General features: G+C 59.5%; 15 protein-coding genes. 6 read left to right on the forward strand and 9 right to left on the reverse strand.

What is annotated here, in order from left to right; translation table 11 throughout:
• Positions 1-6: 6 nt before the first annotated feature.
• Positions 7-1,479: a betaine-aldehyde dehydrogenase gene (betB, locus tag F3J36_RS06635; RefSeq protein WP_104187214.1), complete on the forward strand. Its 1,473-nt coding sequence runs from the start codon at positions 7-9 to the stop codon at positions 1,477-1,479.
• A 25-nt stretch (positions 1,480-1,504) separates the two neighbouring features.
• A complete protein-coding gene (gene betA / locus F3J36_RS06640) occupies positions 1,505-3,184 on the forward strand; it encodes a choline dehydrogenase (protein ID WP_166719261.1) in 1,680 nt (559 codons plus the stop codon).
• Positions 3,185-3,358: 174 nt separating this feature from the next.
• On the opposite strand, the gene F3J36_RS06645 is transcribed toward betA, so the two are convergent.
• Complete coding sequence (locus tag F3J36_RS06645) at positions 3,359-4,276, reverse strand: LysR family transcriptional regulator (protein WP_166719262.1); 918 nt, start codon at positions 4,274-4,276, stop codon at positions 3,359-3,361.
• A 99-nt stretch (positions 4,277-4,375) separates the two neighbouring features.
• On the opposite strand from F3J36_RS06645, the gene F3J36_RS06650 reads away from it, so the two are divergent.
• Positions 4,376-5,707 (forward strand): aspartate aminotransferase family protein, encoded by a 1,332-nt coding sequence (locus F3J36_RS06650; RefSeq protein WP_166719263.1) that lies wholly within the window; start codon positions 4,376-4,378, stop codon positions 5,705-5,707.
• On the opposite strand, the gene F3J36_RS06655 is transcribed toward F3J36_RS06650, so the two are convergent.
• Genes F3J36_RS06655 through F3J36_RS06670 form a run of 4 tightly spaced genes read right to left on the reverse strand, consistent with a single transcriptional unit; the run spans position 5,700 to position 10,617 of the window.
• Positions 5,700-8,012 (reverse strand): molybdopterin-dependent oxidoreductase, encoded by a 2,313-nt coding sequence (locus F3J36_RS06655; protein WP_166719483.1) that lies wholly within the window; start codon positions 8,010-8,012, stop codon positions 5,700-5,702. The genes F3J36_RS06650 and F3J36_RS06655 overlap by 8 nt on opposite strands.
• Before the next feature lie 34 nt (positions 8,013-8,046).
• Positions 8,047-8,808, reverse strand: a complete 762-nt coding sequence (locus F3J36_RS06660; RefSeq protein WP_058758829.1) for an amino acid ABC transporter ATP-binding protein — start codon at positions 8,806-8,808, stop codon at positions 8,047-8,049.
• On the reverse strand, positions 8,801-9,724 hold the full coding sequence (locus F3J36_RS06665) for an amino acid ABC transporter permease (protein ID WP_021509533.1): 924 nt from the start codon (positions 9,722-9,724) through the stop codon (positions 8,801-8,803). Before F3J36_RS06665 ends, F3J36_RS06660 begins: the two co-directional genes overlap by 8 nt.
• Positions 9,721-10,617 (reverse strand): ABC transporter substrate-binding protein, encoded by an 897-nt coding sequence (locus F3J36_RS06670; protein ID WP_021509534.1) that lies wholly within the window; start codon positions 10,615-10,617, stop codon positions 9,721-9,723. Before F3J36_RS06670 ends, F3J36_RS06665 begins: the two co-directional genes overlap by 4 nt.
• Before the next feature lie 492 nt (positions 10,618-11,109).
• On the opposite strand from F3J36_RS06670, the gene F3J36_RS06675 reads away from it, so the two are divergent.
• Positions 11,110-13,290 carry a TonB-dependent siderophore receptor gene (locus F3J36_RS06675; RefSeq protein WP_166719264.1) on the forward strand — a complete coding sequence of 727 codons (2,181 nt, stop codon included), beginning with the start codon at positions 11,110-11,112 and terminating at the stop codon, positions 13,288-13,290.
• Positions 13,291-13,345: 55 nt separating this feature from the next.
• Here the strand turns inward: F3J36_RS06675 and F3J36_RS06680 are convergent, their stop codons facing one another.
• From F3J36_RS06680 to F3J36_RS06695, 4 genes are all read right to left on the reverse strand, one after another.
• On the reverse strand, positions 13,346-14,818 hold the full coding sequence (locus F3J36_RS06680) for an MFS transporter (RefSeq protein WP_211072901.1): 1,473 nt from the start codon (positions 14,816-14,818) through the stop codon (positions 13,346-13,348).
• Positions 14,819-14,866: 48 nt separating this feature from the next.
• Complete coding sequence (locus F3J36_RS06685) at positions 14,867-15,463, reverse strand: TetR/AcrR family transcriptional regulator (protein ID WP_058770527.1); 597 nt, start codon at positions 15,461-15,463, stop codon at positions 14,867-14,869.
• Between the two features lie 131 nt (positions 15,464-15,594).
• Positions 15,595-16,509 carry an alpha/beta fold hydrolase gene (locus F3J36_RS06690; RefSeq protein WP_166719265.1) on the reverse strand — a complete coding sequence of 305 codons (915 nt, stop codon included), beginning with the start codon at positions 16,507-16,509 and terminating at the stop codon, positions 15,595-15,597.
• Positions 16,510-16,717: 208 nt separating this feature from the next.
• The gene (locus F3J36_RS06695) at positions 16,718-17,611 is read right to left on the reverse strand and encodes a MurR/RpiR family transcriptional regulator (RefSeq protein WP_166719266.1); all 894 of its coding nucleotides are present in this window, start codon (positions 17,609-17,611) and stop codon (positions 16,718-16,720) included.
• Positions 17,612-18,018: 407 nt separating this feature from the next.
• On the opposite strand from F3J36_RS06695, the gene F3J36_RS06700 reads away from it, so the two are divergent.
• Both F3J36_RS06700 and F3J36_RS06705 read left to right on the forward strand, forming a co-directional pair.
• On the forward strand, positions 18,019-20,151 hold the full coding sequence (locus tag F3J36_RS06700) for a TonB-dependent siderophore receptor (RefSeq protein WP_166719267.1): 2,133 nt from the start codon (positions 18,019-18,021) through the stop codon (positions 20,149-20,151).
• Positions 20,141-21,301 (forward strand): ABC transporter substrate-binding protein, encoded by a 1,161-nt coding sequence (locus tag F3J36_RS06705; protein WP_371741997.1) that lies wholly within the window; start codon positions 20,141-20,143, stop codon positions 21,299-21,301. The genes F3J36_RS06700 and F3J36_RS06705 overlap by 11 nt, the downstream gene beginning before the upstream one ends.
• The last annotated feature ends 117 nt before the right edge of the window (positions 21,302-21,418 follow it).

The following is a 21,418-nucleotide window of genomic DNA, read 5'->3' on the forward strand; positions in this document are numbered from 1 at the left end:
GCAACCATGTCCCGATTCACCGAGCAGCATTTATACATTGATGGTCAATACGTTGCCGCAGCAGCGGGCGACACATTCCAGACCATCAACCCGGCCAATGGCGAAGTGCTGGCCGAGGTCCATGAAGCCGCGCAGGCGGATGTCGATCGCGCGGTCGCCGCCGCGCAAAAAGGCCAGAAAATCTGGGCGGCCATGACGGCGATGGAGCGGTCACGCATCCTGCGCCGTGCGGTGGATATCCTGCGCGAGCGTAACGATGAGCTGGCGGCGCTGGAAACCCTCGACACCGGTAAACCGCTGAGTGAAACCCAGGCGGTGGACATTGTTACCGGTGCCGATGTGCTGGAGTACTACGCCGGCCTGATTCCGGCGCTGGAAGGCCAGCAGATCCCGCTGCGTGATACCTCCTTCGTCTATACGCGCCGCGAACCGCTTGGCGTGGTCGCCGGTATTGGCGCATGGAACTATCCGATTCAGATCGCGCTGTGGAAATCTGCACCGGCGCTGGCGGCCGGTAACGCGATGATCTTTAAACCCAGCGAAGTGACGCCGCTGAGCGCGCTGAAGCTGGCAGAAATCTACAGCGAAGCCGGCGTACCGGATGGCGTGTTCAACGTGCTGAATGGGCGCGGCGCGGTGACCGGTCAGCTGCTGACCGACCATCCGGGCATCGACAAAATCTCCTTCACCGGCGGCGTGGCCAGCGGCAAAAAAGTGATGGCCAACGCGGCCGGCTCCACGCTGAAAGAGGTGACCATGGAGCTGGGCGGCAAATCGCCGCTGATCGTGTTTGACGACGCCGACCTCGATCTCGCCGCCGACATCGCCATGATGGCGAACTTCTACAGCTCCGGCCAGGTGTGCACCAACGGCACGCGCGTGTTTGTGCCGACGGCATTGCAGCAGGCGTTTGAAGCCAAAATCGCTGAACGCGTGGCGCGCATCAAAGCTGGCGATGTCAACGATCCGGCCACCAACTTTGGCCCGCTGGTCAGCTTCCCGCACCGTGACAATGTGTTGCGCTATATCGAATCCGGCATCAGCGAAGGCGCGCGCCTGCTGTGCGGCGGTAAACGCATGAGCGGCGCGGCGTTTGATAACGGTGCCTGGGTAGAACCGACCGTGTTCACCGATTGCCGTGATGAGATGACCATCGTACGCGAAGAGATTTTCGGACCGGTGATGTCGATCCTGACCTACGACAGCGAGGAAGAAGTGGTGCGCCGCGCCAATGCCACCGAATACGGCCTGGCGGCGGGTCTGGTCACCCGGGATCTGAATCGCGCGCACCGCGTCATTCACCAGATTGAAGCGGGCATTTGCTGGATCAACACCTGGGGTGAATCCGCCGCTGAAATGCCGGTAGGCGGTTACAAGCACTCCGGTATCGGCCGCGAGAATGGCCTGATGACGCTGCAGAGCTATACCCAGGTGAAATCTGTGCAGGTCGAACTGACCCGTTTTCAGTCGGTATTTTAATCAAGCTTAACCTGAGGAGCGACTAATGGAATTTGATTACATCATTATCGGAGCCGGATCCGCAGGGAACGTTTTGGCAACAAGACTGACCGAAGACAGCAGCGTTAACGTCCTTCTGCTGGAGGCCGGCGGTCCCGATTACCGCTTTGATTTCCGCACGCAAATGCCGGCGGCGCTGGCCTGGCCGTTACAGGGCAAACGCTACAACTGGGCGTACGAAACCGAGCCTGAGCCACACATGAATAACCGCCACATGGAGTGCGGACGCGGTAAAGGGCTGGGCGGTTCGTCGCTGATCAACGGCATGTGCTACATCCGTGGTAACGCCATGGATCTCGACAACTGGGCGCAGCAGCCGGGTCTGGAAAACTGGACTTACCGCGACTGCCTGCCCTACTACCGCAAGTCGGAAACGCGCGATATCGGTGCTAATGATTATCACGGCGGCGAAGGCCCGGTGAGCATCACCACCTGTAAGCCTGGCAACAACCCGCTGTTCGCCGCGATGATTGAAGCCGGCGTGCAGGCGGGCTATCCGCGCACCGACGATCTCAACGGTTATCAGCAGGAAGGATTTGGTCCGATGGACCGTTTCGTGACGCCGCAGGGCCGGCGCTCCAGCACCGCGCGCGGTTACCTGGATACGGCGAAACAGCGTCCGAACCTGAAAATCATCACTCACGCCACCACCGATCGCATTCTGTTCGAGGGCAAACGCGCGGTCGGCGTGCAGTATCTGCACGGCGCCAGCGATACGTCGCACACCGTGCATGCGCGGCGTGAAGTGCTGCTGTGCGCCGGTGCTATCGCCTCGCCGCAGATTCTGCAGCGTTCCGGCGTAGGCGCGGCGGCATTGCTGAAGCAGCACGACATCCCGCTGGTGCATGATCTGCCGGGCGTTGGTGAAAACCTGCAGGATCATCTGGAAATGTACCTGCAGTACGAGTGCAAAGAGCCGGTGTCGCTTTATCCGGCCCTGAAGTGGTGGAACCAGCCGAAAATTGGTGCCGAGTGGCTGTTCAAAGGCACCGGTATCGGCGCCAGCAACCAGTTTGAAGGCGGTGGCTTTATCCGCAGCCGGGAAGAGTTTGCCTGGCCCAACATTCAGTACCACTTCCTGCCGGTGGCGATTAACTACAACGGCTCGAATGCGGTAGAAGCGCACGGTTTCCAGTGTCACGTCGGTTCGATGCGTTCGCCAAGCCGCGGTCACGTGCGCATTAAGTCGCGCGATCCGCGCCGTCATCCGGCGATTCTGTTCAACTACATGGCGCACGAGCAGGACTGGCATGAGTTCCGCGATGCCATCCGCATCACGCGCCAAATCATCAACCAGCCGGCGCTGGATAAGTATCGCGGCAAAGAGATCAGTCCGGGGCTGGAGTGCCAGAGCGACGAGCAGCTGGATGAGTTTGTGCGCAACCATGCTGAGACCGCTTACCATCCGTGCGGCACCTGTAAAATGGGCAGCGATGAGATGGCGGTTGTGGATGGCGAAGGTCGCGTGCACGGTCTGCAGGGGCTGCGCGTGGTCGACGCCTCAATTATGCCGCTGATCATCACCGGTAACCTGAACGCTACCACCATCATGATTGGCGAGAAGATCGCCGACAACATTCGTGGCCGCCAGCCGCTGCCGCGCAGCGAAGCGGACTACTTCGTGGCGGGCGATCGCCCGGTACGCGGCGAGCCGCTGCGCGCATAAAGCAGTGACGTACCAGGGGGAGAACGTACGGTTCTCCCCTTTTTTTCGCCCTCTTCTCTCTCGCCACCCTGCCTGCCATTAAGGTCTGTCAGACTTTGCGCCGCACGGTGCTGGCGTCCGGATTGATGTAGCACACTAACAGTATGTTGTAACTAGATTGCGTAAACACCTCCGCTAAGCGCCGGGCTCGTCCAGCGCCAGCGCCTGCAAAAAGCGTTGCAGGATGGCGTTGTGACGCGAGCCCTGGCGCGTAACGAGCGCGATTTGACTGTGGTAATGGAACTGCTGCGGCGCGAGGGCGCGCATCTGCTTTTTCTCCACCCACTGCGCGGCGTAGTGGTCCGGCAGGAAACCGATATAGCGCCCGGTGAGAATGAGAAATGCGATCCCTTCGCGATCGGAAGCGGTGGCGCTGCAGTTCAGCTGCTGGTGCAGCGCAATCGCCTCCGCCGGCATGCGAAACAGCGGCGCTATCGCATCGCAGGCCGTCAGCGCGTGGTGTTCCGGCCGCTCCGCCTGGTTAAACAGCGGGTGCGCGTGGCTGCAATAGAGCTGCGCATGTTCATCATACAGCTGTGCGTACGCCAGCCCGGAGACCGGCGCCGCCATCGGCAGCGCGCCCACGTGCAGGCGTCCTTCCAGCAGGCCACGCTCGATGTCCGCCGCGGTTAACATACTGATGTTGATCCGGATCCCTGCCCCGCTCTCCCGCAGCGCCGCCAGTGCATGGGTGAGACGCATGCGCGGCTGCGTTACCAGATTATTGATGATGCCGATATTGAACTCTCCGCGCAGCTGCTGATGCATCTGGTTCACCTGCTGGCGGAAATCTTCCACCGCCGCCATCATGGTCTCGCTGTGTCGTAAAATGTCACGCCCTTCCTCGGTGAGCGCAAACCCGGCGCGACCGCGCTGACACAGGCGCATGCCCAGCCGTTTTTCCAGATCGCTCATATGCAGGCTGATGGCCGAGCGCGTAATGCCGAGCAGGCTTTCGGCGGCGGAAAAGCTGCCGCACTCGCTGACGGTTTTGAAAACGCGCAGCAGTCTGAGGTCAAAGTCGGTCACCTGGGCCAGCGTTTTCTTTTTCATTCAGGTGAGTAAATCCATAAGTGAAGACAAGTCAATTAGCATTTAACTTAACCGGCGGCGGATTGCAAACTCTGCTTAACACATGCCGGAGAAAACCTGATGTCACAGCCGATCAATACCGCCGACCTGAATTTACAGGCGCACTGGATGCCGTTCACTGCTAACCGCTATTTTCAGCAGGATCCCCGTTTTATTGTCGCCGCGCACGGCCACTGGCTGACCGATGGCGACGGCCGCCAGATTTTCGACAGTCTGTCCGGTTTATGGACCTGCGGCGCGGGCCACACGCGCCGTGAAATCCAGCTGGCAGTCGCGCAGCAACTCGGTAAGCTGGATTACTCGCCGGGCTTTCAGTACGGCCATCCGCTGTCGTTTCAGCTGGCCGAGCGCATCGCCAGCCTGATGCCCGGCCATCTCAATCACGTGTTCTTTACCGGTTCGGGATCGGAGTCGGCGGATACTGCGGTGAAAATGGCGCGCGCCTGGTGGCGGGCCAAAGGCCAGCCCAATAAAACCCGGTTGATTGGTCGCGCGCGCGGCTATCACGGCGTGAACATTGGCGGCACCAGCCTTGGAGGAATCGGCGGCAACCGTAAGGCCTTTGGTCAGCTGCTGGAGGTTGATCACCTGCCGCATACGCTGCAGCCAGAGCTGGCGTTCACCCCCGGCCAGCCCGCCACGGGGGGCGAGGCGCTGGCGGATGAGATGCTGAAGCTGATTGAACTGCATGATGCTTCGACTATTGCCGCGCTGATCGTTGAACCGCTGTCCGGTTCCGCCGGCGCGATTATTCCGCCGCACGGCTACCTGCAGCGCCTGCGTGAGATCTGTACGCAGCACGATATTTTGCTGATTTTTGACGAGGTGATCACCGGCTTTGGCCGCATGGGACGCTGGAGCGGCGCGGAGTATTTTGGCGTCACACCGGATCTGCTCAACTTCGCCAAACAGATTACCAACGGTGCCATTCCGCTGGGCGGCGTGGTGGCCAGCAGCGAAATCTATCATACCTTTATGTCTCAGCCGCTGCCGCAGCACGCGGTTGAGTTTGCGCACGGCTACACCTATTCGGCGCATCCGGTGGCCTGCGCGGCCGCGCTGGCGACGCTGGACGTGCTGGAAAACGAGGCGCTGATTAGCCAGTCGGCCGAACTGGCACCGCATTTTGAACGTGCGCTGCACGGGCTGCGCGATTGTCCGCAGGTGGTGGATATCCGCAACTGCGGGCTGGTCGGTGCCATTCAGCTGGCACCCCGTGAAGGCGACGCGACCGTGCGGCCGTTTGAAGCGGGCATGGCGCTGTGGAAAGCCGGCTTTTACGTCCGCTTTGGCGGCGATACGCTGCAGTTCGGCCCGATGTTTGATACCCAGCCGGCCGAACTGGACCGGCTATTTGATGCGGTAGGCGAAGCCCTGCACGGCCTCAGATAATCTCAGTGCTGTAGCTGACCGGCTGCGGCGGAATAAATGCCTGCACCGGCGTCAGCTCGCCGCGGTATTTGCGCAGTTGCACCACGGTGATTTGTCCGCTACAGCCCTGCGCCAGCGATGAAGTACCGATATCCAGCGTCAGCACATTCGGATTGCCGTGGCGGCACAGCGGTCGCAGCGCGGTGGGATCGACCGGATCGTACCAGGCGCCGGTCGGCAACTGCACCACACCCGGCATAATGCTTTCGGTAACGCGAGCGCTGGCCAGCACGTGACCGCGCTGATTGTACAACTCGATAATGTCGCCATCGGTAATGCCGCGCGCTTCGGCATCGTGCGGATGCAGGCTGCACACCTCACGTCCTTCGCGTTTGCCGCTCAGGCTGTAGTCACCAAAATCCAGCTGGCTGTGCAGACGCGTGGCCGGCTGATTAGCGATCAACCACAGCGGATGTTCCGCATCCGGCTGCTGCTGCGGCGCGCGCCACACCGGATGGCCGGGGCAATTTTCATAGCCAAAGCTAGCGATGGTGGCGGAAAAGATTTCGATTTTGCCGCTCGGTGTCGGTAGCGGTGCCGCCGCCGGATCGGCCCGAAACGCATTGATCATCCGCCCGCCATCTTTCAGCTGCGGCAGTTCAATCACGCCCTGCAGCCAGAACTGGTCGAAGTCAGGAATCGTCACCTGATGCGCGGCCAGTTTTTCCTGCAGCTGCGCATAGTGATGGCGCAGCCAGCCGCGGGCGTCGCGTCCTTCGGTGAACGCCTCTTCACGGCCTAAACGACGCGCCAGTTCAGCAAAAATGGTGTAGTCATCCTGCGCCTGCGCGTAAGGTTGCGCCACCGGCTGCATGGCAAACAGATGACGATCGGTCGGCGCACCGCCGATATCTTCACGCTCCAGCGTCATGGTGGCAGGCAGCACGATATCCGCATGGCGCGCGCTGGCGGTCCATGCGGTCTCGTGCACAATCAGCGTATCCAGCTGGCAAAACGCCTGCCGCAGCCGCGCCAGATCCTGATGATGATGGAACGGATTGCCGCCCGCCCAGTAGGCCAGACGGATATGCGGATAGGTCAGACGCCGGCCGTTGTAATCAAATTGCGTGCCGGGATGCAGCAGCATATCGGCGATACGCGCCACCGGGATCAGCCGGTCAATACCGTTCCTGCCCTGCGGCAGCGCCGGGAAACTCACCAGATTATGATGCTTACCGTAATGGCCGAGTGCGCCGAGCGCATAGGTGTATCCTCCGCCCGGCAGCCCCGGCTGGCCCAGCGCGGCCGCCAGCACCAGCCCCAGCCATACCGGTTGCTCACCGTGTTCCGCGCGCTGCAACGCGTGCGCCACGGTAACCAGCACGCGCTTGCCGTGCAGCTGGCGGGCAAAATCGGTGATTGTTGCCGCGCTGACGCCACAAATCTCAGCCGCCCACTGCGCGTCGCGTCGCGTACCGTCCTCTTCGCCGCGAATATAGGCGACCATTTGCGGCCAGCCGACGGTGTAACGCGCGAGGAAAGCCTCATCGGTGCGCTGCTCGTCAATCAGTACCGACAGCAGACCGAGAATAAAGGCCGCATCGGTACCAGGGCGCAGCGCCAGCCACTCTCCCTGCGCCTCATCGGGCAGATCGCTCTGCAACGGGCTCACCGAAATAAAGCGCGCGCCGCGTTCTGCCGCCTGCTGCATAAAGCCGCGTTCGGTGTGTTCGCTCAGACCACCGCTTGCCACCTGCGAGTTTTTCAGCGCCAGGCCGCCGAACGCCAGCACGATCTCGCTATGCCGGGCGATCTCTTCCCAGCTGACGCCGCGGCGGGCGATCTCATTCATGTCGCCAACGATATGCGGTAACAGCACCGAAGCCGAGCCGGAACTGTAGCTGTTCACCGAGCGCACATAGCCGCCCATCACCGTGTTAAGAAAGCGGTGCACCTGGCTCTGCGCGTGATGAAAACGGCCGGCACTTGACCAGCCATATGAGCCACCAAAAATACCTTCCGGCCCATACGCGTCACCGACGCGCTGCAGTTCGCGCGCCACCAGCGTGTAAGCCTGCTCCCAGCTCACCGCCACATAGTCGTCATTACCGCGACGTGGATCCGCGCCGGGCCCATTTTCCAGCCAGCCACGGCGCACCATCGGTTGCGCCACGCGCGCCGGGTGATGCAGGACATTGTGAAAGTTTTGCAGCAGCGGGCTGGGATCGGGATCGCTGTGAAACGGTTCGATGGTCAGCCGTTCGCCCTGCTGGCGGGCAGTAAAAGCACCCCAGTGGGCGCTGTGCATCACCGGTTTTTGCGTCATCATGCTTCCTGGAGTCAAAAATGAAAAACGGTGCTTACAGCACCGTTGCAATAAAGTTTCTTACCCGTCCGTTTTCCGGATCGTCGAGCACCTGCTGCGTCGGACCCGCCGCCACAATCCGCCCGCCTTCCATAAACACGATGTTATCGGCCACCTCGCGCGCAAAACCGATTTCGTGTGTCACGATCACCATGGTGATGCCGGAGTGCGCCAGCTGTTTAATCACCTGCAGCACTTCACCCACCAGTTCCGGATCGAGCGCAGACGTGGGCTCATCAAACAGCATCACGCCGGGATCCATCGCCAGCGCACGGGCGATCGCCACGCGCTGCTGCTGACCACCGGAGAGATTCTGCGGCCACTCTTCTTCGCGCCCGGCCAGACCCACCTGCTTAAGCAGCGACAGCGCTTTGCTGGTCGCCTGCTGGCGGCTCTGTTTTTTCACCCGCATCGGCGCATCGACAATGTTTTGCAGTACGGTGCGGTGCGGGAACAGGTTGAACTGCTGAAACACCATGCCGATTTCGGCACGCTGACGCGCAATCTCGCTGCTGCTCAGCTCGTGCAGCGCCTGGCCTTTCTGCTTGTAACCAATGATCTCGCCACCGATACGAATCGTGCCACCATCCAGTTTTTCCAGATGGTTGATGCAGCGCAGCAGTGTTGATTTGCCCGAGCCGGACGGTCCGAGGATCACCGTCACCGAGCCAGCCGGGATATCAAGATTAACTTCATCCAGAATAGTGACGCCGGAAAAACGTTTGGTCACCTTACGTAAGGCGATCGCTTCAGCCATTGCTTACGCTCCTTTCGGCTTTAGGCGCGGAGAAACCGGGCAGCGACTTGAGTAAACTGCGCTTTTCACGGCGCGTGACGCCACGGCCAAAGTAGCGCTCGACGTAGAACTGACCAACCGACAGTACCGAAGTCATCAGCAGATACCACAGCGTCGCCACCAGCAGCAGCGGGATCACTTCATAGGTGCGCTGATAGATGATCTGCGCCGAAAACAGCACATCCTGCAGGGAGATCACCGATACCACCGCCGTGGTTTTTAGCTGGCCGATGATTTCGTTACCAGCCGGCGGCATGATGGCGCGCATCGCCTGCGGCAGTACGGTATGACGGAAAATCTGCGCCGGACGGTAACCCAGCGCACGGGCGGCTTCCAGCTGGCCGTTGCCAACGCTCTGAATCCCGGCGCGCACGATCTCAGCTGCATAGGCAGACTGATGCATTACCAGCGCGATCACCGCCGCGCTGAACGGACTGACCAGCGCATTAGACTGAGTACTCCAGATTTCACCCAGACCCGGCAGCGACAGCGAAATGGTCGGGTACAGCGCCGCGATGTTGTACCACAGGAACAGCTGAACCAGCATCGGCACGCCGCGGAAAAACCAGGTATAGAACCAGCTGACGCCGACCAGCACCGGGTTGGATGACAGGCGCATCAGCGCCAGCACCGTGCCAAAGGCAAAGCCCAGCACCACCGAAATCGCTGTCAGCTGCAGCGTCATCAGCACGCCCTGCAGGATCGACTCGCCGGTGAAGTTTTCCGCAATCACGCCCCATTCGAAGCGCGGATTGTTGATCATCGAATGCGCCATGGCCACCACGCACAACAGCACCACCAGCGCACTGAGCCAGCGTCCGTAGTAGCGTTTACCGACGATTTTCAGATCGTCGGTGTGGTCGTGAAAGTCACTCATTGAAAGATATCCTGATTACGTTTTGACTCTTTAACCGCGCCAAAGCCGATGCCCCAGTTATCCAGGATCTTCTGGTAGCTGCCATCTTTAATCAGCGAGTTCAGCGCTGCCTGTACCGCAGGTTCAAGCGCGGAATCTTTCGGGAAGGCGACCGATACCGGCGCATCATGCACGGTGATTTCGCCGCTCATGGTCAGCGGTTTGATCACTTTCACCTGCCACAACAGGCCTTCGTACGGACCGAGGAACATCGGCACACGCCCGCTGACCACGGCCTGAACACCCGCCGGGCGATCCGGGAACACTGACACTTTAATCGGTTTCTTCCCGGCCGCTTCACAGGCTTTGCTGGCCTCTTCCAGACGGGTCACCTGGGTGGTGCCGGAACCGGCACCGACTTCTTTACCGCACACCTCGTCGAGGGTTTTGAACGGCGCGACGTTGGCGTCTTTCCGCGAAATAATGCCGAGACGGCTGGCGTCGTAGTAACTCACGAAGTCGATAATTTTGGCGCGCGCCGGCGTGGCGTTGATGTTGGACAAGGCCACATCGTAGCGGCCGGTTTTCAGTCCCGGAATGATGTTGTCGAAGCCGCCGGTGTCACGCCACTGCACCTGAATGCCGAGACGCTCACCGACCGCGTTCATGATGTCAATTTCACGGCCGGCCAGCGTTTTATTGTCTTCTTTATAGAAGGTGGTGGGCGGCGTGTTGGGGTTGGTTCCTGCCACAATATAGCCGCGCTTCGCCACGTCGGCGGGCACCAGGCTTTTCAGCGCGGCATCAGCCTGTACATGCAGTGAGCTGTCGGTTGGGACGGATTGTTCGGCGGCAAACGCGGTGTGCGCACTGAGAGCGAGTGCGAAAAGGGTGATACCTTTTGCGAATTTCACTGGAACCTTTCTCCTGATATTTAAAATGTTTCCCGGCAGGGAAAAGGCGTCGAGGTAGCGATGTATTTTTCCCTTTGCCCATGTCGCGTAAAGCCGCGCGGCGCAAAGGATTGTCATCCTCTGAACGTCCCGCAGCCATTCTCTGGAAGATAGGCAGCGATCACAAATGCGAAAAACAGATATCTATTGCCGAAATCCGGCAATAGGGTTCTTTGCTGGCCTTAACGCGGCCCTGTCGTCGCGCAAAAATCAGATTGTTACCGCAAATCAGGCACCTGCTTATGCTGCCGCGCTGGATGATTTGCTTATTAGCCATAACGTTTCCGTCTAAGCATCTATGTTGCCCTCTTGACAAAAACTGACAAAAAAGCGGCGCGATTAGGCGATTTACGCAGGAATGTAAAGAAGTTGCACAACAATATACAATGCAAACCATTCTCATTATCATGCGCATTTGCTTACAAATATTAACGCATCAGGGAGATGATATAAGTGAATGTAACTGTATGTGGCAAAAAACGTCCGGTCGCACTGTGCCTGGCGGGCCTGTTAACCTCATCGGTGTTTGCCGCTGAACCCACGGAGAAGCTGGCCGACGATGAGTCGATGATTGTGACGGCAGAGCAGGAGCTGAAGCAGCAGCCGGGAGTTTCCACCATTACCGCTGAAGACATCAAAAAAAGTCCGCCCGTTAACGACCTCGCGGACATCATCCGCAAAATGCCCGGCGTTAACCTCACCGGTAACGGCGCCAGCGGCAGCCGCGGTAATAACCGCCAGATCGACATTCGCGGCATGGGCCCGGAAAACACTTTGGTGCTGATCGATGGCGTGCCGGTCACCTCCCGTAACTCGGTGCGTTACAGCTGGCGCGGTGAGCGCGACTCACGCGGGGATACCAACTGGGTACCGCCGGAAATGGTGGAACGCATTGAGGTGATACGCGGTCCGGCCGCTGCCCGTTATGGCTCCGGTGCCGCCGGCGGTGTGGTCAACATTATTACCAAACGCCCGACCAATGACTGGCACGGTTCGCTGTCGCTGTTCACTAACCAGCCAGAAGATGACAAGGAAGGCGCCACCCGCCGCGCAAACTTCAACCTCAGCGGTCCGCTGGCCGGTGAGGCACTCACCATGCGGCTGTACGGCAACCTGAACAAAACGGATGCCGACGCCTTCGACATCAATACCGCGCAAAATGGATCTTACGCCGCCGGACGCGAAGGGGTGCGTAACAAAGACATTAATGGCGTGCTGTCGTGGAAAATCACCCCGACGCAGATTGTCGATTTCAGCTATGGCTACAGTCGCCAGGGCAATATTTATGCCGGCGACACGCAAAACAGCAACAGCAATGCCAGCGCCAACGGGCTGGTGGAAGCGCTGTACGGCAGCGAAACCAACCGCCTGTATCGCCAGAACTACGGAGTGGTGCACAACGGCATCTGGGACTGGGGCACCTCTAAGCTCAACTTTAGCTATGAGAAAACCAATAACACCCGCCTGAAAGAAGGCTCCGGCGGCAGCACCGAAGGGATGATCAACAGCGATACGTACGCTACCAGCCGGCTGGAGAGCTATCGCGCCGGCGGCGAGATCAATTTCCCGCTGCAGCTGCTGGTGGATCAAACCGTTACGCTGGGTGCGGAGTGGAATCGCGATGAGCTTAACGATCCGGCATCGGTACAGGCCACCAGCGCACCGGGCGTCGATTTCGGCGGCGTTTCCAGCGACGGTTCGCAGCGTGACAGTAAAAACAGCGCCACCATCAGCTCGCTCTATTTCGAAGACAACATCGCCGCCACCGACTCCACCGAAGTGATCCCCGGCCTGCGCTTCGACTATCACGATCAGTTTGGCGCTAACTGGAGCCCGAGCCTCAACCTGTCGCAGGGCCTCGGTGATTACTTCACGCTGAAAGCCGGTATTGCGCGTGCCTTTAAAGCGCCAAACCTGTATCAGTCCACTGAGGGCTACATCCTGTCGACGCGCGGCAACGGTTGTCCGATTGGCCTGTCACGCTGTTACCTGCTGGGCAGCAAAGACCTTGATCCCGAGATCAGTGTGAATAAAGAAGTGGGCATCGAGTTCAGTAATCAGGGCTATGTCGCGGGCATCACCTGGTTCCGCAATGATTACAAAAACAAAATCATCTCCGGCACCACGCCGGTGGCTTCAACCGGCTCGTATAACCTGCTGCGCTGGGAAAATGGCGGCAAAGCGATCGTCGAAGGGCTGGAAGGCAATCTGAGCATCCCGCTGATCGCCGACACGCTGGAGTGGCGCACCAATGCCACCTATATGTTCCGCTCGGAGAGCAAAAAAACCGGCAACCCGCTGACGGTAATTCCGGAATTCACCATCAACTCGCAGCTGGAGTGGCAGGCGACCGAGGCGCTCAGCGCCAACATCAACTGGACGCAATACGGCCGGCAGAAGCCACGTCAGTATGCGGAAACCAGCCTCGAGGCCAGCCGTGGTCTGTCGCAGCGTGAAATCAGCCCGTATTCCATTGTCGGACTGAACCTCAACTATGACATCACTAAAAACCTGAGCGCCAACGCCGGTATCAACAACCTGTTTGATAAGCGCGTTTATCGCGAAAATGCCGGGGCATCGACCTATAACGAACCGGGCCGCGCCTGGTACGCCGGTGTCACGATGTCGTTCTGAGGAATGGACGCCATCGGGTAAGGTGCTGGGGGTGATCACACCCAGTCTTCAACCATCAGTCCCGCAACGCGTTGGAACTGCCGCGTGTTTTAAGCACCGCCGTCTGTGCGGCAGGCCTGCGCGCTAGCCGAATGCTCAGCAGCGCGCCGGCCGCCAGGCAGAACGACATACACACTATCGCCACGATGAAGGCATGGGTAATCTGTCCCGGCCCCTTGCCCGTGCCCAGCACGGCATAAAAGATCCCGCCGATAATGGCCACGCTCAGCGCCGTGCTCAGTTGCAACGTGGAGCTGGCGATACCGGCAATCATCCCGGCCCAGGCGGGTGCCACGCGTCCGGTGACGATGTGCATCAGCGTCGGCAGCGCCAGCCCCTGGCCAAACCCCACCACAAACAGGCCCAGAGCCAGCGGCAGCGCCGCCGGTGACATCCCAACCGGCGTGCTGGCCATCAGCCACGCCAGGCCCAGCAGGCCGACCACTTCCAGCACCATCCCAGTGGCGTTAACGTAAGGCCCAATCAGTCGTCGCGCAGAAGGCGTGGATAACGGCCCCAGCAGAAAACCTGCACCAAAGGGCAGGAAGATCAGCCCGGCGCTCAGTACGCCCTGATGCAGCGCGCCCTGTAAATAGATCGAGAACAGCAGGAAGAATACGCCAATCGAGTAGAACAGCAGCGCCAGCAGCAGGGACAGCCCCAGCCCCGGCACGCTGAAAATCGCCGGATCGATCAGCGGATCGCCGCCCTGCTTTGCCAGCCGGCTTTCATAGCGCCAGAACAGAGTGCCCAGCACCGGCACCAGCAGCAGCGATAGCCACGCCCACAGCGGCCAGCCCGCTTCCCGTCCTTCAATCAGCGGCACGATCAGCAGACCCAGCGTCATCATCGACAGTCCCATTCCGCCAAAATCCAGCTTGCGCGCGTGCTGAGCACGCGTCTCTTTAATCAACGGGATGCCAAACAGCACCACCAGCAGCGCCACCGGCAGGTTGACCAGGAAAATGGCGCGCCAGCCGCTATTAAACAGGTTGAGTGAGATCAGGATGCCGCCCAGCGCCTGGCCAATCACCGAGGCCAGGCCAAATACCGCGCCGTACAGGCTCAGCGCGCGCGATTTCTCCGCCTCCGGGAAAATCGCCTGAATCGAGGCCAGCGCCTGCGGTGCCATAATCGCTGCAGTGATGCCCTGCAGCACGCGACCAGCGATCAGCGCGCCCGGTGACCAGGCAAAGCCACACAGCGCAGAAGCCGCTGCAAAACCGGTCAGGCCAACGAAGAACATGCGCCCGCGGCCAAACAGATCGCCGAGGCGACCGCCGGTGATCAGCGTGACGGCATAAAACCCGGCATAGGACGAGATGACAAATTGCTCCGCCGAGCCGGACGTGGCCAAATCGCTCTGAATCGACGGCAGCGCCACATTGACAATAAAGAAGTCCAGCGGGGGTAAAAATGCGCCTGTCAGCAGGACGATAAACATCGCCCAGCGGCGTGGTTCGGGATTTAACGCGTGCGGATCGGACATCACAACACCTCACTAAGGAACCAATTGGTTCCAATCTAGATAAAAAAATTAGTCGAGCAGACGCATCGTGCAGTCCACTACGGCGTTCATTTCTGCTTCCGTTGCCCCGGTTTTACCGAGGATGCGCATCCCTTCAATCTGGCAAACCAGTAAGCGGGCCAGCACCTGCTCATCACGCTCGGGCAGTTCTCCGCTCAGTTGACCGCGCACCAGTGTTGCCGCATACAGCTGCTGCAAACGCCGGAACATGCGCCCCGTGCGTTCGGCAATCTGTTCATCATGCGCGGCCATCTCGGTGGTGAGCGACACCACCAGACAACCGCGCCGCCCTTTCTCACCGCTGGACAGCGCGGCATAACGCAGCAGCGAGGCGCGAATCGCCGCTTTAACCGCGCCGGGCTGCGCCAGAATATCCGAGGTGGCTTTCAGGCCTTCGGTCATGTAGATATCCAGCGCGGCCAGCAGCAGCCCTTTTTTATCGCCGAACGCCTTGTAGAGACTGCCGCGCGATAAACCGGTCCCGGCGATCAAATCCGGTAGCGACGCCGCTTCATAGCCGCGATCCCAGAAAACGTGCATGGCGCTGCGGGCGGCTTCTTCAAGCTCGAACTCGCGCGGGCGACCGATGACGGTCAGGTTCTTCATCACTGCCCTCCCCTGTAATTATAAACCAAATGGTTCCTATGTTAGCCGCAATGCAGTGGCTATTGCAAGTCAGCCGCAGCCCCTTCACGGCGCGGTCGCTTACGCGTGGATAATCAGGGTTAAGTGATGCGTTACACAAAAAACTGACGTAACGCGTCGGCCAGCGCCTGCGGTTGCTCATCCGGGATAAAGTGACCACAGTACGCGAGGTGAATCCCGCTGACGTCGGCCGCAAAGGTGCGCAGCGGCTGGGCCATATCGGCAATTGAGCCCTGATCGGCGCTCACCGCCAGCAGCGGGATCGCCAGTTTCCCCCGGGTTTGCAACAACTGACGATTCTGCTCCGCTGAGGTGCTGACCTCACGATACGCCGCCATGCCGGCGCGCAGCGCGCCGTTTTGCTGCAGCAGCCGCACATATTCCGCCATCTCTTCGTCACCAAACACCATCGGGCTGGCTGCTTTGCGCTGCAAAAACCACTGCAGATAGAGCGCTTCACGACCGGCGATCAGCGCTTCCGGCAGATCCGGCAACAGGTGAAAAGCAAAATGCCAGGTTTTCCAGGCTTTGTCCGGCGTCGCAGGCAGCGCATCCGGCAGCGTCACTCCGGGAATGCCGGCATCCAGCAGCGCCAGTTTGCTGATGGCATCACCGTGCAGCATCGCCAGCGGCCAGGCAACCCAGGCACCCACGTCATGCGCGGCCAGGTAGTAACGCTCAACCCCCAACTGCTGCAACAATCCCTGCACGCTGTGCGCCAGCGAGGTGGTGTCATAACCGCTGGCAGGCTTGTCGGAATCGCCCTGGCCGGGCAGATCCGGCGCAATGATGTAATAGTCTGCCGCCAGCTGCGCCATCACCTTACGCCAGGCAAACCAGCTCTGCGGAAAGCCCGCCAGCAATACCAGCACTGGTCCCTGCACATTGCCGCCGCTGACGTAGTGCAGCCGCACGCCCGCGACCGTGGCGTAAGCATGGTTAAACTGCGGCAGATGATCGACGGGCTGTGACCAGCGCGGCGCGGCGTTCAGGGCAGGCAGTGACATAAGCGTTCTCCGGTTATTTTGGTAAAGAGTGTTTCCTTATTGGATGCGATTCTGCGCTACCGCGCCGTTAACGCGGACTCATTAAGGAAATGTTTATTTCCTTAATATTAACGACAGCCACGCGCGCCTTGCAAGCGAGTCTGTGAAATAGATCCTGAAGCGAACGGCGGAGTGAATCGTCCCGCCGCCGCGCCTGAGCGATGCGCGGTTATCCCGCCTTCTTCGCCGCAGGTTTCAGCGATCGATTGAGATCCTGAATGCGTTTCATGGTTTTTACCGTGCGTGCCGAACTGGCGGAGGCCACCGCCAGAATCAGCATTTCGAGGCACACCAGCACCGTGCCGTGCAGCGGCATGCGACCATTTTCACCGCCGCGCGGCACGTTAATCACCACATCCGCCTGCTGCGCAAACGCCGAATCCAGCGCGTGGGTCAGCAGAATCACCGGCATACCCAGCCGCTGCGCCTCTTTCAGCGTCGTCATGCCCTCACGGTGCGCCGATTTCTGCGCCATCATGATCAGTACATCGCCGCGCTGTAGCGTTATCAGCTGTTCCGCCAGCGCAATTCCGGCACGGTTAAGCGTCACCGCCGGCAGGCCGATGCGCCGGAACAGTCGCGCGCTGTACTCCGCCAGAATGCCGGAAGCGTTGATGCCAAACAGCGCCACCTGACGCGCTTCCAGCAGCAGCGTCACCGCAGCCGCCACCGCCTGGCGGTTGACCGGTTCTGCCAGCACTTCGCAGGCGCGCTGATGGCCGCCCAGCACAAAATCGATGCCGGAGTTGATGTCACACGACAGTTCGCTCATGGTCGCGCTCATCTTCTCTTCCGAGTTTTGCGCCGGACCAAACCACGCGGCCAGCGTGGTTTTCAGATCGCGCAAACCGGCAAAGCCCAGCGCCTGCACGGTGCGCACCACGGTGGCGTCAGAAGTTTGGGTGGCCTGGGCGATATCCAATGCAGTCGCGTCTAATATAGCCTCACGATGTTCGTGGATATATCGCGCCACCGTTTGCAGGCTGGCCGATAATGTCGTGACGCGTGCACGGTAGCGTTCACCGAATACATCCACCCGATTTTTAATGTTATTTGCCGCCATTATGTTGCCTGTTAGTAATATCGCATCGTTGTGAACCGCGTCGGCAGGCCGGCTTGTAGTGAAAATTTGCGCTGCTACCGCTGCCCACTCCCTTCACGTCTGGCTTAACCCGGCCAACCTCAAACGCCATAAAATAAATAATTAACTGATTTAAAATAAATTTTATGACAATCCCGGTTCAAAAGTTTCTCCCGCGTTCTGCTGTAGTATCCACACCATCATTTACGTTTACTACTACATTTTTTCATGTTTGAATGATTCTCAATTACATCTCAGCCGCCTTTTTCCGCTGACTGATGGCATACCAATGCCGGGCCGCGAATGTCCTGTTCGTCACCGGCAGCATTTTACTGATAGCTTCGTTGCGCGGAATAAATAATCCCGCAATTACACCAGGTTTATATTCGATGCAGAACAACTCACCGCGGGCGGTTAAATTACTGTGCCATCCGGCTATCCTTGCCGCTATTTACGGCGTAACGGCACTCAGCAGTACTGACAGCCTTGCCGCTGAACAAAACAGCACCCTCACCGTGACGGCGCAGCAGCAAAACAGTGACGACGGCTATAGCGCCACCAGCAGTTCGGTCGCCAGTAAAACGCCGGTGTCGCGCCTCAATGAAGCCCAATCGGTGAGCGTGGTGACGCAACAGCAGCTGGAGGATTATCAGGCCGCCAGCCTCGCCGACGCGCTGCGTTTTGTCAGCGGCGTGAGCGAAGGCAACACGCTGGCAGGTACCGAAGATGGCTTTGTACGGCGCGGCTTTGGCAGCAACTCGGATGGTTCCATCTATCGTGATGGCGTGCGCAGCAGTCAGGGGTTGAATTTCGACGCCACCACCGAACGTGTCGAGGTGCTGAAGGGCTCGGCTTCGCTGCTGTACGGTATCCAGAATCCCGGCGGCGTGATCAATATTGTGAGCAAAAAGCCGCAATACACCTGGCACACCAAAGTCAGCGGTCGCGCAGCCAGCGAGGGCGGCGGCGCCGGCACGCTGGACGTCACCGGCCCGCTCGGCAACGGTTTTGCTTTCCGCCTGATTGCTGAAAAGCAGAATCAGGATTACTGGCGCAATTTCGGCAGCGATAAACACACCTTAATCGCCCCCTCGCTACAGTGGTATGGCGAGCAGGCCAGCTTCCTCATCAGCTACGAAGATTATCAGTACGATATTCCCTACGATCGCGGCACGGTGTTTGTTAACGGTAAGCCGGTAGCGATTGGCTATAAAGATCGCCTGGACGATAAAGCTAACCATGCGTGGGGCCACAATAAAACCCTGAACGCGCACTACGACTGGCAGTTCAATGAGGCGTGGAGCACGCGCCTGACTTTTGGCTGGAACCAGCGTCAGTACGACAACAACGAAGTGCGGGTCACGGCGATTAACCCCACCACCGGCGTGGTGACGCGCCGCGCCGACGCCAACCGTGGCTTCAACCATAAAACCAAATACGTGGCGTGGGATGTGATCGGTTCCCCACAGCTGTTTGGCATGACGCACGATGTGGTGTTCGGCACCGATTATGAAATGAACCAGACTTACCGTGCGCACCAGTATCAGGGTAAAGCGAACACCGGCTTCAACCTGTACGATCCGCAATACGATATGCTGGCACCGATCACCAACAGCAGCAGTGAAAACAGCGCCAACGCCAACCTGCTTAACCGCCTGCACAGTCGCTCGGTATATGCCAAAGACAGCATTTCGCTCACCGACGACTGGATTGCGGTGCTGGGCGGACGCTATCAGCACTATGAACAGCGCGCGTCAAAGGGCTTCGATCCGGTGGTGCAAACGCTGGACAGCGAGGGCAACAAGTTCCTGCCGCAGGCCGGGTTGATTTACAAACTGACGCCGGATGTCTCACTGTACAGCAGCGTGAGCAAATCCTTCACGCCGTCGACTGACGTCGACGATGACGGCAACGTCGGCAAGCCTGAACAGGGCACCACATGGGAAGTGGGCAGCAAGTGGCAGATTTCGCCCCGGCTGTTTGCCAGCGTAGCACTGTACCGCATCGACGAACGCGATATGTCGCTTAATATCAACGGCACCACGCGCGCCATCAATAAAGCGCGTTCGAGCGGCGCTGAATTTGAGCTCAATGGTGAAGTGCTGCCGGGCTGGGATCTGAGCGCCAACTACAGCTACGATAAAGCCGAAATCGTCGACGATGGCGTCAATCCGGCGAACAATGGCAACCGCCTGCAGAATGCACCGCGTCACGCCGGGGCGCTTTACCTGAGCCATAACCTGACGCTGAACGGCATTCCCGGTGACTTCCGCGTCGGCGGCGGTGCGCGCTACGTTGGCTCACGCGCCGGCGATCCGGAGAACAGCTTTACGCTGCCGGATTATGTGGTCGCCGACAGCTTTATCGCCTGGAATAATCAGCTGTTTGGCGAGAAAACCCAGCTGAAGCTTAACCTGAATAACCTGTTCAATAAGCACTACTACACCTCCAGCGGCGGCAACCTGCGCGTGCGCGAAGGGGAAACCCGTAACCTGATGGTCGAGGCCAGCGTTGAATTCTGATCGAGCGAAAAAGCCGCTGACGTGGCGAGCCTGGCTGGCTGCCCTCCTGCTGCTGGCGTTCAGCACCAGCGCGCTGGCCAGGGTGATCACCGATATTGACGGCAATCGGGTGGAGATTCCCGATAATCCGCAGCGCATCGTGCTGGGTGAGAGCCGCATGCTGTATACCCTGGCACTGCTGGCGCCGGATGACCCGTTCCGCCACATCGTCGGCTGGCCGCGCGATCTGCAAAAGTATGACAGCCAGACGTGGAACAGTTTTGCGCAGCGGTTTCCGCAGATGCTGAACATCCCGACGCTCGGATCGGGCGGCCCTCAGGCGATCAATCCGGAGCAGATTCTCGCCCTGCGGCCGGACGTGGTCATTCTGCCGAGTCTGGCGCGCTACGATGATGCCGATCTGAGGCTGGTCAGCATCCTGAATGCTGCGCATATTCCGGTAGTGAAGATCGATCTGCGCGTACATCTGTTAAAGAACACCCGGCGCAGCGTAGAGATTTTTGGTGAGGTGCTGAATCAGCAGGCACGCGCGGCGGCGTTCAACCGCTTTTACAGCGCGCATCTGCAGGTGATCGAGGAACGGCTGGCGCGCTATCACGGGCCGAAACCCACGGTGCTATTGCAGTTGCATCTGGGACGGCGCAACGAGTGCTGCGTGACGGCGATTAACGGCAGTCTGGGCGAGCTGCTCAACGCCGCCGGCGGCGACAATATTGCTGGCAAAACCCAGCACGGCGTGTTTGGCCGTTTGAGTGAGGAGCAGGTGATCGCAGCCCAGCCTGAGTATTACTTTGCCACCGGCTTTGGCGATAACGCCAGCGCAGGCCTGCTGCGCCTCGGGCCGGACGTCGCGCCCGACGCGGTGCTGAGCAGTTTCCGCCAGCTCACCGCGCAGCAGAATGGCTTGCGTGAGCTGAAGGCGATTCGCAACGGCCATGCAGCGGCAATCTGGATGAATTTTTATCTCAGCCCGTGGCATATTGCGGTGACCGAGTTCATGGCAAAAACGCTGTATCCGCAGCTGTTCGCCGATGTCGATCCGCAGCAGACGCTGGAAACCCTGTTCCGTGATTTCCTGCCGATCCCCTATCGCGGCACGCTGTTTATGCGGATTCCGGCGGTGGATTCATCCAGCCAGCACAAGCCATAGCAGCGCAGCGTTTAGATCAGCGCGATAAATCGCGCCGCTACAAAGCGTGCCAGCGACCCGTACCGTTATCACATTCTGCACCAATCGTAGCGGCGCAATTTATTGCGCAAAAACACA

Source organism: Pantoea sp. Cy-640 (genome assembly GCF_011752635.1).
Lineage (GTDB): Bacteria > Pseudomonadota > Gammaproteobacteria > Enterobacterales > Enterobacteriaceae > Pantoea > Pantoea dispersa.